The 11,723-nt window shown below is 63.6% G+C and carries 12 protein-coding genes; 8 read left to right on the top strand and 4 right to left on the bottom strand.

What is annotated here, in order from left to right; genetic code table 11:
* The 8 genes from fdhF (at position 1) to NKI37_RS12270 (ending at position 7,388) form a co-directional block, all read left to right on the top strand.
* Entirely contained in the window at positions 1 to 2,913 is a 2,913-nt protein-coding gene (gene fdhF / locus NKI37_RS12305; protein ID WP_023698931.1) for a formate dehydrogenase subunit alpha, read from the top strand.
* A gap of 32 nt (positions 2,914 to 2,945) precedes the next feature.
* Complete coding sequence (locus NKI37_RS12300) at positions 2,946 to 3,170, top strand: hypothetical protein (protein ID WP_023688794.1); 225 nt, start codon at positions 2,946 to 2,948, stop codon at positions 3,168 to 3,170.
* Positions 3,170 to 3,997: a formate dehydrogenase accessory sulfurtransferase FdhD gene (gene fdhD / locus NKI37_RS12295; protein WP_023698930.1), complete on the top strand. Its 828-nt coding sequence runs from the start codon at positions 3,170 to 3,172 to the stop codon at positions 3,995 to 3,997. The genes NKI37_RS12300 and fdhD overlap by 1 nt, the downstream gene beginning before the upstream one ends.
* Positions 3,987 to 4,301 carry a formate dehydrogenase subunit delta gene (locus tag NKI37_RS12290; protein WP_023688796.1) on the top strand — a complete coding sequence of 105 codons (315 nt, stop codon included), beginning with the start codon at positions 3,987 to 3,989 and terminating at the stop codon, positions 4,299 to 4,301. The genes fdhD and NKI37_RS12290 overlap by 11 nt, the downstream gene beginning before the upstream one ends.
* 134 nt (positions 4,302 to 4,435) lie before the next feature.
* Positions 4,436 to 5,989 (top strand): alpha/beta fold hydrolase, encoded by a 1,554-nt coding sequence (locus NKI37_RS12285; RefSeq protein WP_352710319.1) that lies wholly within the window; start codon positions 4,436 to 4,438, stop codon positions 5,987 to 5,989.
* Between the two features lie 110 nt (positions 5,990 to 6,099).
* Positions 6,100 to 6,579, top strand: a complete 480-nt coding sequence (locus tag NKI37_RS12280; protein WP_023688798.1) for a carboxymuconolactone decarboxylase family protein — start codon at positions 6,100 to 6,102, stop codon at positions 6,577 to 6,579.
* A gap of 76 nt (positions 6,580 to 6,655) precedes the next feature.
* A complete protein-coding gene (locus NKI37_RS12275) occupies positions 6,656 to 7,018 on the top strand; it encodes a nuclear transport factor 2 family protein (RefSeq protein ID WP_352788963.1) in 363 nt (120 codons plus the stop codon).
* 55 nt (positions 7,019 to 7,073) lie between these two features.
* Entirely contained in the window at positions 7,074 to 7,388 is a 315-nt protein-coding gene (locus tag NKI37_RS12270) for a hypothetical protein (protein WP_023738143.1), read from the top strand.
* Between the two features lie 27 nt (positions 7,389 to 7,415).
* Here NKI37_RS12270 and NKI37_RS12265 read toward each other — a convergent pair whose 3' ends face one another.
* The 4 genes from NKI37_RS12265 to NKI37_RS12250 all read right to left on the bottom strand — a co-directional run bounded on the left by NKI37_RS12265 (position 7,416) and on the right by NKI37_RS12250 (position 11,571).
* Positions 7,416 to 8,114, bottom strand: coding sequence for a DUF3592 domain-containing protein (locus tag NKI37_RS12265; RefSeq protein WP_023673418.1), 699 nt, complete (start codon positions 8,112 to 8,114; stop codon positions 7,416 to 7,418).
* A 153-nt stretch (positions 8,115 to 8,267) separates the two neighbouring features.
* Positions 8,268 to 9,695 (bottom strand): gamma-aminobutyraldehyde dehydrogenase, encoded by a 1,428-nt coding sequence (locus NKI37_RS12260; protein WP_023831166.1) that lies wholly within the window; start codon positions 9,693 to 9,695, stop codon positions 8,268 to 8,270.
* 105 nt (positions 9,696 to 9,800) lie between these two features.
* Positions 9,801 to 10,616: an ABC transporter permease gene (locus NKI37_RS12255; protein WP_023673416.1), complete on the bottom strand. Its 816-nt coding sequence runs from the start codon at positions 10,614 to 10,616 to the stop codon at positions 9,801 to 9,803.
* Positions 10,606 to 11,571 (bottom strand): ABC transporter permease, encoded by a 966-nt coding sequence (locus tag NKI37_RS12250; RefSeq protein ID WP_023685099.1) that lies wholly within the window; start codon positions 11,569 to 11,571, stop codon positions 10,606 to 10,608. The genes NKI37_RS12255 and NKI37_RS12250 overlap by 11 nt, the downstream gene beginning before the upstream one ends.
* Positions 11,572 to 11,723 lie beyond the last annotated feature (152 nt).

Here is an 11,723-nt window from a genome sequence, read left to right as displayed (position 1 = left end):
ATGAATATCAAGGCCGACTTCCCGACACTCATCGAAGAACTCGATTACGGAACCCCGGAATCGAAGGCGCAAAAGCAGGTTACGCTGATCGTCGACGGCCGCAGCATCAGCGTGCCGGAGGGTACGTCGATCATGCGCGCGGCGATGGAAGGCGGGGTCGAGATCCCAAAACTCTGCGCTACCGACATGCTGGACTCGTTCGGCTCCTGCCGCGTCTGCCTGGTCGAGATCGACGGGCGCGGCGGCACGCCGGCATCCTGCACGACGCCCGTCGGCGAAGGCATGGTGGTGCGCACGCAATCCGAGCGGCTCGACGCCATCCGCCGCGGTGTCATGGAGCTTTACGTCTCCGACCACCCGACCGGCTGGAACGAGAAGGCCGGCACCGGCGCCAGCGAGTTCGACGTTGTGGCGAAATCGGTCGGCCTGACCGAGAACCGCTTCGGCATTGAGGGCCGCAACCACGTCAAGCAGGAAAACGGCGTCGCGCCCGGCCATGGCTCGCTGGCGGTCGACTACATCGCCCGCGACGAGTCCAACCCATATTTCACCTACGATCCGGCGCAATGTATCGTCTGCTCGCGCTGCGTGCGGGCCTGCGAGGAGGTGCAGGGCACCTTCGCGCTGACGATCGAGGGCCGCGGTTTCGAATCGCGCATGGTCGCCGGCATGCACGAGGATTTCATCGCCTCCGAATGCGTGTCCTGCGGCGCCTGCGTGCAGGCCTGTCCGACCGATGCGCTGCGTGAAAAGACCGTGCTTGAGAAAGGCATGCCCGAGCGCTCCGCCGTCACCACCTGCGCCTATTGCGGCGTCGGCTGCTCGTTCAAGGCCGAAGTGAAGGACGACGAAGTCATTCGCATGATGCCCTACAAGGACGGCAAGGCGAACCACGGCCACTCCTGCGTGAAGGGCCGTTTCGCCTATGGATATGCCACCCACAAGGACCGCATCCTGTCGCCTATGATCCGGGAAAAGGTCAGCGATCCCTGGCGCGAGGTGAGCTGGGAAGAGGCCATCGCCCATACGGCCAAGGAATTCCGCCGTATCCAGTATCAATACGGCCGCACCTCGATCGGCGGTATCACGTCCTCGCGCTGCACGAATGAAGAGACCTATCTCGTCCAGAAGCTGGTGCGCCAAGGCTTCCGCAACAACAATGTCGACACTTGCGCGCGCGTCTGCCACTCGCCGACCGGCTACGGCCTCGGCCAGACCTATGGCACCTCGGCCGGCACGCAGGATTTCGATTCCGTCGATTTCACCGACGTCGCCGTCATCATCGGCGCCAATCCGGCTTCCGCGCACCCGGTGTTCGCCTCGCGGCTGAAGAAGCGGCTGCGCCAGGGCGCCAAGCTGATCGTGCTCGATCCGCGCCGAACCGAAATGGTCAAGTCGGCGCATATTGAGGCCGACTATCACCTGCCGCTGAAGCCGGGCACCAACGTGGCGGTGCTGACGGCGCTGGCGCATGTCATCGTTACCGAAGGGCTTTTCGACGAAGCCTTCATCCGCGATCGCTGCGACTGGGCGGAGTTCCAGGATTGGGCTTCTTTCGTCGCCTTGCCGGAAAACAACCCCGAAATCGTGGGCAAGCTGTCCGGCGTCGATCCCGAACTGATCCGAGGTGCTGCGCGGCTCTATGCCAAGGGCGGCAATGGCGCGATTTATTATGGCCTTGGCGTCACCGAACACAGCCAGGGTTCGACCACGGTTATGGCTATCGCCAACCTTGCCATGGCGACGGGCAATATCGGCCGTCCCGGCGTCGGCGTGAACCCGCTGCGCGGCCAGAACAACGTGCAGGGTTCCTGCGACATGGGCTCGTTCCCGCATGAACTGCCGGGCTACCGCCACATCTCCGGCGAGGCGGTGCGCGACATCTATGAGACGTTGTGGGGGGTGAAGCTCGACGACGAACCGGGCCTGCGCATCCCCAACATGCTGGATGCCGCCGTCGACGGCTCCTTCAAGGGCATCTACATCCAGGGCGAGGACATCCTGCAGTCGGACCCTGATACCAAGCATGTCGCGGCCGGCCTGGCGGCGATGGAATGCGTGGTCGTGCACGACCTGTTCCTCAACGAGACCGCCAACTACGCGCATGTCTTCCTGCCGGGCTCGACCTTCCTGGAGAAGGACGGCACTTTCACCAATGCCGAGCGCCGCATCAACATGGTGCGCAAGGTTCTGGAGCCGAAGGCGCGCTACGCCGACTGGGAAGCGACACAGGAGCTTGCCCGTGCGATCGGGCTGGACTGGAACTATCAGCATCCCTCCGAGATCATGGACGAGGTTGCAAAAACGACGCCGAGCTTCGCCGGCGTGTCCTTCGAGCTGCTCGACCGTGTCGGATCCGTGCAATGGCCCTGCAACGAGAAGGCGCCGCTCGGCACACCGATCATGCATATGGATGGCTTCGTGCGTGGCAAGGGCAAGTTCATCCGCACTGAATATGTCGCGACCGACGAGCGGACCGGGCCGCGTTTCCCGTTGCTGCTGACCACCGGCCGCATTCTCAGCCAGTACAATGTCGGTGCACAGACAAGGCGCACCGAAAACGTCATGTGGCACTCGGAAGATCGGTTGGAGATCCATCCGCACGACGCCGAGAACCGCGGCCTGCGCGATGGCGACTGGGTGCGGCTGACCAGCCGTTCGGGCGAGACGACGCTGCGTGCGCTGATCACCGACCGGGTGTCGCCGGGCGTGGTCTACACCACCTTCCACCATCCGGACACGCAGGCCAACGTCATCACCACCGACTTCTCCGACTGGGCGACCAATTGTCCGGAGTACAAGGTGACCGCAGTGCAGGTCGGCGCGTCGAACGGACCTTCGGACTGGCAGCGCGACTATAACGAGCAGGCCGAGCAGAGCCGCCGCATCGCTCCGCTACAGGCGGCGGAGTAGTCTGGGTAGACTCGCCGCCGGAGGAAACAAGAGTGACTCAAAAGGAAGCCTACGAAACGCTTCTGCGCCTATGTGAGAAGCAAGGCGCCGACCTGAACCAGTTTTTGTTCGACATCCAGGGACATGCTTCCGAGGAGGATTTCAACAACCTTCGCCGCATTGTCGCGTACATAATGGGCTACGGGCATCATAAGGCCTATGAATCCATCGCGCGCGATGTTCCGGAACTGACACCGGATTGGATGAAGGGACCCTGATGCGCTCCCGCCAGCCAATCAGCCAGATCTCTCGCCTCGCCCACCGTGCAAGTGGCACCGCGGCGGCCAACCGCATGGTGCCGGAGGAGACGCCGGTGGCGTTCTCGTTTGCCGGCACCACCCATGCGGTGATGATGGCGAGCCCGGCCGACTTCGAGGATTTCGCGCTCGGCTTCTCGCTGACCGAAGGCATCATCGGTTTGCCTGACGAGATCGAGGCGATCGAGGTCGAGGACCATGGCGCCGGCATCGATATCCAGATCCGGCTGAAGGACCAGGCCAATACGCGCTTCGAGGCGCGGCGGCGGCGGCTCGCCGGCCCGGTCGGCTGTGGGCTGTGCGGCATCGAATCCATCGAGGAAGCGATGCGCTCGGTCGATAAGGTTGGTGCGTCCAAGCTTACGCTTGAAGCCGACGACATCACCCGTTCGGTAAAGCTTTTGTCCAAGGTGCAGCCTCTGCATTCAGAAACCGGCGCCGTGCATGCAGCGGGCTTCTACATTCCCGGCAAAGGCATCGTCATGGCGCGCGAGGATGTCGGCCGGCACAATGCGCTGGACAAACTGGCCGGCGCGCTGGCCAAGGCCGGCATTGACGGTGCATCGGGCGCGGTGGTGGTGACATCACGCGTCTCAGTGGAGATGGTGCAGAAAACGGCGGCGATCGGCTCCGCCTTCATCATCGCCGTGTCGGCGCCGACAGCCCTTGCCATCCGCACCGCCGAAGAGGCCGGCATGACGCTGGTGGCGCTGGTGCGCGGCGACGATTTCGATGTTTTCACCCACCCGGAACGGGTGGTCTTGGGAGTTGCCCAGCATGTCGCATGACGAAGAACACATCACGAGCACCGGGGAAAAGCTGGTGCGCATGGCCAACCAGATCGCCGCCTTCTTCCATTCAAGGCCCCGCGAGGAAGGTGTGGCGGGCGTGGCCGAGCACATCAACAAGTTCTGGGAGCCCAGGATGCGCCGGCAGTTCTTCGAGATGCTGGACAGTGGCGGCGAAGGTTTTGACGAACTCGTCGTCGTGGCCTCGGCCAGGATCAAGCGGCCGAAGACCGAGGAGCAGGCCGATGTGAGCATCGGCTACGTCCAACCCACGGGTGCAGAGAGCGCCGCTCCCCAGAAATAGCCTCCCCCAGAAATGGCGGGCGAACACGGTTCGCCGCGGGCTATATTCCTGTCTTCTAAAGTTTGGCTGCCGCATCCGCCAGGCGTCTGCTATGGTCGGCGATCAGAAATCGTCTGGCCGGGCGGGATAGCAACGTGAGGCCGATCGAGACGCGATATGCCCTCAGCGGCGACGTGCGGATCGCCTATCAGGTGGTCGGCCAGGGATCGTTCGACCTGGTTTTCGTGCCCGGCTTCATCTCCAATCTCGACCTGCATTGGGAAGACGAGGGCTACGCCAGGCTCTTGAAACGGCTCTCGGCGTTCTCGCGGCTGATCCTGTTCGACAAGCGCGGCACCGGCCTGTCCGACCGCGTCGACCCACGCCACCTGCCGAGCCTCGAAACCCGCATGGACGATGTGCGCGCGGTGATGGATGCCACCGGCAGCGGCCGCGCGGCCTTGCTCGGCGCTTCGGAAGGCGCGCCGATGGCAATGTTGTTTGCCGCCACCTATCCGGAACGGACACGAGCGCTGGCGCTCTATGGCGGTTATGCGCATTTCCACAAATGGGTGATGTCGCCGGAGCGCCTCGAGGCCTTCATCGCGACGGCCGGCACGGAATGGGGCACGGGCGCCACACTGCCCAACTTCGCTCCCGGCCGGGTAGATGATGCGCATTTCACCCAGTGGTGGGCCCGCTTCGAGCGGCTGTCGGCCAGTCCGACGGCAGCGGCCGCTCTTGCCCGAATGAATGCCGGGATCGACGTGCGCGGCGTGCTTTCGGCGATCGGCGCACCGACCCTGCTCATCCATCGCCGCAACGACGCGCGGGTCGACCCGGACGCCAGCCGCTTCCTGGCGAAAGAGATCGCCAATGCGCGATTGGTCGAGGTCCCCGGGCGCGACCACCCGATCTGGACCGGCGATGTCGACCGGGTGGCGGACCTGATCGAGGAATTCCTGACCGGCGAGCGTGCCGTGGCCGAAGCGGAGCGCGTGCTTGCCGCTCTTCTGGCGACACGCATCTACGACACGGCGCGGGTTGGCGACCGCATGTGGAGCGAACGTAGCGAGCGCTTCCAGGAGAGCTGGCGGCAGCTGGTCGGCCGTCATGGCGGACGCGTCGCCGGCATCCATGGCGAATTGATGATCTCGCGCTTCGACGGGCCGGCGCGGGCCATACGCTGCGCGGCGGCACTGCGCGATGCGGCGCAACATATGGGCATTGCAAGCGCCCAGGGCGCCCATGTCGGTGAGGTCGAAATGCGCGGGCCGCCGGTGGGGCTGATGGCACGGGTGACGATGCAGATCGCCGCCCATGCCGGGCGCGGCGATATTCTGGCGTCGCGGCTGGCCGCCGATCTGGCGGCGGGATCCGGCCTGCATTTCATCGATGCCGGGCGTGTCACGGTGGATGAGCTGGACGAGCCGCTGGCGCTGGTCCAGGCAACGTCGGAACAGCACCTGGAGCCGGCCTGCCGCCGCAAGGCGAAACCCGCCGAGCCGGCTCAACTGACGGCGCGCGAAAGCGAGGTGGTGATCCTGATCGCCGACGGCAAGAGCAATGCCGCGATCGCCGCCGAGCTGAGGCTCAGCGAGCATACGGTCAAGCGTCATGTCGCCAACATATTGCTGAAGCTCGATTTGCCGTCACGGGCGGCGGCAGCGGCATTTTCCGCCAGGCAGGCTGGCCCGGACGGGCCATAGGGACCATGGCGCTTTCGGGCGAAGCGGCCAGGTGGGGTCGAGGCGTACCAATTCTCTCCATGCAGGCCAGGCGGATGTCGCCGGGAAAGGCACTGCGGATGGAGGATGCAATGCTGAAGTCAAACAGGTCGATCAAATCGCTGGTGATAGCGGCAGGCGTTGGCGCGCTGTTCACGATCGCTCCCGCCAGAGCCGAGGATGCCTCGGCGGCCGCCGCCTACAAGGACATCGAGGCGACGCTCGGCTCAGTGCCGGACATGTTCAAGACGCTGCCCGATGTCGCGGTTGCCGGCGCCTGGGCCGAGATCAAGGGTGTGCAGCTCAACCCCAAGACCGCGCTCGACGGCAAGACCAAGGAACTGCTGGGGCTGGCCGTCGCCTCGCAGATCCCCTGCCAGTACTGCATTTATTTCCACACCGAGGCCGCCAAGCTCAATGGCGCGACCGATGAGGAGATCAAGGAGGCGATCGCGATGGCGGCCATCGTGCGCCACTGGTCGACGATGCTCAACGGCAGCCAGGTCGATTTCGCGACCTTCAAACAACAGACCGACGGCGTGTTCGCAGCCGTCAAAGCCAAGTCGCAGTGAAAGAAACTGCCGGGCGGTGCGCCGGGCATTGCTTGTGATCATTCAACCGCCCGATCAACGGGCCATGGAGGAGAAGATGCTGACCAAGACGCAGAGCGTGGACGGCGCGGCGATCAAGAAAGCGATCGAAGGACGGGACGGCAGGATGCTCGCTAGCTTCTATGCCGACGACGCACTGGTGCGGGTGATCGACCGCAACAATCCGCCGAGCAAGCCGCGCGAGATCCGCGGCCGGGCGGCGATCAACACCTTCTGGGACGACATCTGCAGCCGGGCGATGACCCACAAGGTCGACACCACCATCGCCGATGGCGACAATCTCGCCTTCACCCAGGCCTGCGCCTATCCGGACGGAACGAAAGTGTTCTGCGCGGCGATGCTGGAGCTGAAGAATGGGCGGATCGCACGACAGACCGTCGTGCAGGCCTGGGACGAGTAGTTCCACCGCGGAAAGATCAACCGCGGTTTGGGCCGCAAAACTGGAGGAGACAAAAATGTTCAGCGCCAGATGGCAGATCGACGCCAAGTTCGGGCACAAGCAGACCGTGCTCGACCTGTTGAAGAAATGGGAACGCGAGATCGGCTCTCAGGTCGGCATTGCCGATCTCGAGTTCCAGATCATGACCGGTTCGGTCGGAGCTCGGGAAGCGACGGTCGAATCGCATCATCAGGTCGAAAGCCTTGCCCAGCTGGAGGGATTCTTCGCCAGGATCGGCAAGATCGACGCGCACGCCAAATGGGGCAAGGAGATGGAGCCCTACGTCGTTTCAGGCACCAGCCTTTGGAACATCTACCGCATCGTGGAGTAGCCGTGCAGGTGCAGCAGTTTTCGGCCATCAGTTGCGGCGGCCGAAACTCGTCCGCTGCCCGGAAAACCGCCCTTCCCTGGCCGATCCGGCAGCCGCGACACGTGCCGGCTGATTGGGCAATGTGGCCTGCTTGGCCAGGGCCGCCGCTATCAAGGCGTCGGCCTGGCGCGCGCGCTGGTCCGCGCCGGCATCTCCGGCAGGGTTGCCCGCCACGGCGGAGGTCGACATCCGCCGGCGGGGTTTGAAAGCAAGATAGAGAAGCAACGCGCCGAGCAGTCCAGCGCCAATGACGATCGTCAAACGCGTGCCGGTCATGCCGGTGCGTTCGATCTGGGTGGGGTTGGCGGGGTTCTGGACGACGGTGAGCTTGTCGCCGACCTGCGGTTCGCGGGCACCGTTCTTGTTCAGCTCCATCGTGGCCTCGACGGCGTCGGCGCCGGTGCCGACGCGCAAGGTGCCGGTGAATTTCTGGGTCACCTTCCACTCTTTGTCAGCATGAACCGTCTTGAACGCATCCACCAGTTCGCACGGGATCGTGGCGGTGCTGACGGTCTTGTAGACAATCTTGTGGGCGGTCGATTCCATGTCGCATTCGACATTGACCGCGAGGATTTCAGCAGGCGCCTCGGGCCAGCCGCTCTTCTTGATCATGTCCTTGCCGCCGAACACAGCGATCAGCAGACAGAAGCCGCCAATGAGTACCAGCTTGATCTTGGTCGTGTTCATGCGCAAACCCCTCGCCGCGCGGTTTCCCGGCAAGAGGCTGCTCGTTCAGGTTGAATATTCAGTAAATCGTGAACTCCCGCCGTACCGCAAAAGTAACTCTCGCTTAATGTACAGAAAACGGGTTGGCGAATATTTTAGAGATAGTGGCGGCCTCTACCCATGCGCCACCATCACATGACGAACGGCGGTATAATCCTCCAGCGCATAGAGAGACATGTCCTTGCCATAGCCAGACTGCTTCAGCCCGCCATGCGGCATCTCGTTGGTCAGCATGAAATGGGTGTTGATCCAGGTGCAGCCATATTGCAGACGGGCGGCCGTCGCCATGGCGCGCGAGACGTTCTTGGTCCACACCGAGGATGCCAGGCCGTAGTCGCTGTCATTGGCCCAGTTCACAGCTTCATCGACCTCGGAGAAGCGGGTGATGGAAACGACCGGGCCGAACACTTCGCGGCGCACGATCTCGTCTTCCTGCAGCGCGCCGGCAACCACCGTCGGCTGGTAGTAGAAGCCGGAGCCTGCGCCCGGCTTGCCGCCGGTGGTGATCTCGATGTGCTTCAGTTCCGAAGCGCGCTCGACGAAGCTCGACACGCGATCGCGCTGGCGGCGCGAGATCAGCGGCCCGATCTCGTTTTCGGTGTCATCGGGCTGGTTGTATTTGATGGTCGAGACGGCAGATGAGAGATCGGCGACGAGCTTGTCGTAGATCTTCTTGCCGGCATAGATGCGGCAGGCGGCTGTACAATCCTGCCCGGCATTGTAGTAGCCGAAAGCGCGCAGGCCGTTGACCACGGCGCCGAGGTCGGCGTCGTCGAAAACGATGACCGGCGCCTTGCCGCCGAGTTCCAGATGCGTGCGCTTGACCGACTTGGCGGCGGCCTGCAGCACCTTCTTGCCCGTGGCGACGTCGCCGGTGATCGAAATCATGTTGACCTTGGCGTGATTAATCAGCGTGTTGCCAACGCTGTCGCCGCGGCCGAGCACGACATTGACGACGCCCTCGGGCAGAACCTCGGCCAGGATCCTGGCCAGCTTCAGCGCCGTCAGCGGCGTCTGCTCCGACGGCTTGAAGACGACGGTGTTGCCGCCGGCAATGGCCGGCGCCAGCTTCCAGGCCATCATCATCAGTGGATAGTTCCACGGCGCGATGGAAGCGACAATGCCGATCGGATCGCGCCGCACCATCGAGGTGTGGCCGGGAATGTATTCGCCGGCGACCACGCCCGGCATCGAACGCACAGCGCCGGCAAAGAAACGATAGCAGTCGACGATCGCCGGGATCTCGTCATTGAGCACGGCGTTGATCGGCTTGCCGCAATTCAGCGCCTCGAGCGCCGCGAACTCCCGCGCGTTGGCCTCGATGCGGTCGGCGATCTTGAGGAGATAGCCGGAGCGCTGCGCCGGCGTTGTGCGTGACCACAAGACGAATGCTCGCCCGGCGGCAGTAACAGCCGCCTCGATCTGCGCCTGGCTTGCTTCAGGCAGGTTGAGAATGGTCGCCCCGGTCTTTGGATTCAGAATCGGCTCCTCGGTCTCGGTGCCGTTCTCGAACTTCGAGCCGATCAGCATCTGGGTGTCCATGCAGGTTCTCCTCGGTCAGGAGCGAGTAGCGAATAGCGAGTAGCGAATAGGGCTGGTCGTGCAATCTCCCCTATTCGCTGTTCGCTACTCCCTATTCGCTGTTCTTCATTTGCCCGAACCGGCGATCTGGTCGCCGTCGCGGGTCAGGTAATAGGCGGCAAGGATGGGCAGCAGCGTCACCAGCACCACGACCATGGCGACGACATTGGTGACCGGACGCTGGCGTGGGCGGATCAGCTCTTCCAGCATCCAGATCGGCACGGTCTGCTGCTGGCCGGCGGTGAAGGTGGTGACGATGACCTCGTCGAAGGAGAGCGCGAAGGCGAGCATCCCCCCGGCAAGCAGAGCGGTGGCGATGTTGGGCAGCACGACGTGCCGGAAGGTCTGGAAGCCGTCGGCGCCGAGATCCATCGAGGCCTCGATCATTGAGCCGGAAGTGCGGCGGAAACGGGCGACCGCATTGTTGTAGACGACGACAACGCAGAAGGTGGCGTGGCCGAGCACGATCGTCCAGAACGAGAACGGGATGTCGGCTAGCGAGAAGGCCGAGCGCAACGCGATGCCGGTGATGATGCCGGGCAGCGCGATCGGCAGGATGACGAGCAGCGAGATCGTCTCGCGGCCGAAGAATTTCGTCCGTGACACGGCGGCGGCGCACAGCGTGCCCAGTATCAAGGCAATCGCGGTCGAGATGGCGGCGACACGGACCGAAAGCGACAGCGCCTGCCAGACATCCGGCCGGTTCCAGGTGACGGCGAACCATTGCGTGGTCAGCCCCGGCGGCGGCCAGACGAAGCTCTTCTCTTCCGTGGTGAAGGCGTAGACGAAGATCAACAAGATCGGCAGATGCAGGAACAGCAGGCCGCAGGCGGCAGCGATCTTGAGGCCGAGCGGAGCGGATTGCGAACCGTCAGAGCGCATCGAAGGCCCCCATGCGCTTGGCGCCCCAGAGATAGAAACCCATGATGACGATGGGCACGACGGTGAAGGCTGCGGCGAGCGGGATGTTGCCGGCTGTGCCTTGCTGCGAATAGACGGCCTGCCCGATGAACAGCCGCGATGTGCCGATGATCTGTGGGATGATGTAGTCGCCCAGCGTCAGCGAGAAGGTGAAGATCGAGCCGGCGACGATGCCGGGCAGCGCCAGCGGGAACAGCACGTTGCGGAAGGTCTGGCCCGGCGATGCGCCGAGATCGGAGGACGCCTCGACCAGATTGCCGGGCACGCGCTCCAATGCCGCCTGCACCGGCAGGATCATGAACGGCAGCCAGACATAGACGAAAGCGATGAAGGTGCCGGTGGCGGAGACCGACAAAGAGTTGCCGCCGACGACCGGCAGCGACAGCCAGCCATCGAGCACCCAGAGCAGATGCAATTTGGCGAGCAGCCAGGTCAAAATGCCTTCCTTGGCGAGGATCAGCTTCCAGGCGTAGATCTTGACGAGGTAACTCGACCATAGCGGCAGCATGATTCCGAGATAGAACAGCGCCTTCCAGCGGCCGCGGGCATAGCGCGCCGCATAATAGGCGATCGGGAAGGCGATGACGGCCGAGGCCAGCGTGACCAGCACCGCCATCGTCACCGTGCGCAGGATGATGTCGAGATTGGCGGGCTGGAACAGGTCGCCATAGGTCTTCAGCGTGAATTCGTGGTTGATGAGGCCGGAGAACTCGTCGATCGAAAAAAAGCTCTGCGCCAGAAGTGCGAACAACGAGCCGATATAGACAACGCCGAGCCATAGAACCGGCGGCAGCAGCATGAGGAACAGCAGCAGTTGCGGCTTGCGCCAGAAAAGGTCCGACAGTGCGCCGCGCATGCCACCGCTGCCGGGCAGGATGGCGGGGGCGGAGGTTGAGTTGAGCGCGGCGATGGTCATGGGGCGACCGCGTGCTGAAGGAACCCTGAGAAGCCGCGTTCCTTCACACCCCCCTCTGTCCTGCCGGACATCTCCCCCTCAAGGGGGGAGATCAGCAGTTTCGCTGCCTCGCCAAATCCCCAACGTTGAAGATTGGCGAAACCGGGAGGAAC

The sequence above is a fragment of the Mesorhizobium sp. M0626 genome (genome assembly GCF_040320665.1).
GTDB lineage: Bacteria > Pseudomonadota > Alphaproteobacteria > Rhizobiales > Rhizobiaceae > Mesorhizobium.
The sequence above is the reverse complement of the archived record's forward strand: the minus strand, read 5'-3'. Positions and strand labels throughout refer to the sequence as shown.

Excerpts from the sequence above, each read along its gene's own strand:
- fdhF (WP_023698931.1), top strand. The coding sequence starts at position 1 with ATGAATATCAAGGCCGACTTCCCGACACTCATCGAAGAACTCGATTAC.
- fdhD (WP_023698930.1), top strand. The coding sequence starts at position 3,170 with ATGCGCTCCCGCCAGCCAATCAGCCAGATCTCTCGCCTCGCCCACCGT.
- NKI37_RS12290 (WP_023688796.1), top strand. The coding sequence starts at position 3,987 with ATGTCGCATGACGAAGAACACATCACGAGCACCGGGGAAAAGCTGGTG.
- NKI37_RS12280 (WP_023688798.1), top strand. The coding sequence starts at position 6,100 with ATGCTGAAGTCAAACAGGTCGATCAAATCGCTGGTGATAGCGGCAGGC.
- NKI37_RS12275 (WP_352788963.1), top strand. The coding sequence starts at position 6,656 with ATGCTGACCAAGACGCAGAGCGTGGACGGCGCGGCGATCAAGAAAGCG.
- NKI37_RS12270 (WP_023738143.1), top strand. The coding sequence starts at position 7,074 with ATGTTCAGCGCCAGATGGCAGATCGACGCCAAGTTCGGGCACAAGCAG.
- NKI37_RS12265 (WP_023673418.1), bottom strand. The coding sequence starts at position 8,114 with ATGAACACGACCAAGATCAAGCTGGTACTCATTGGCGGCTTCTGTCTG.
- NKI37_RS12260 (WP_023831166.1), bottom strand. The coding sequence starts at position 9,695 with ATGGACACCCAGATGCTGATCGGCTCGAAGTTCGAGAACGGCACCGAG.
- NKI37_RS12255 (WP_023673416.1), bottom strand. The coding sequence starts at position 10,616 with ATGCGCTCTGACGGTTCGCAATCCGCTCCGCTCGGCCTCAAGATCGCT.
- NKI37_RS12250 (WP_023685099.1), bottom strand. The coding sequence starts at position 11,571 with ATGACCATCGCCGCGCTCAACTCAACCTCCGCCCCCGCCATCCTGCCC.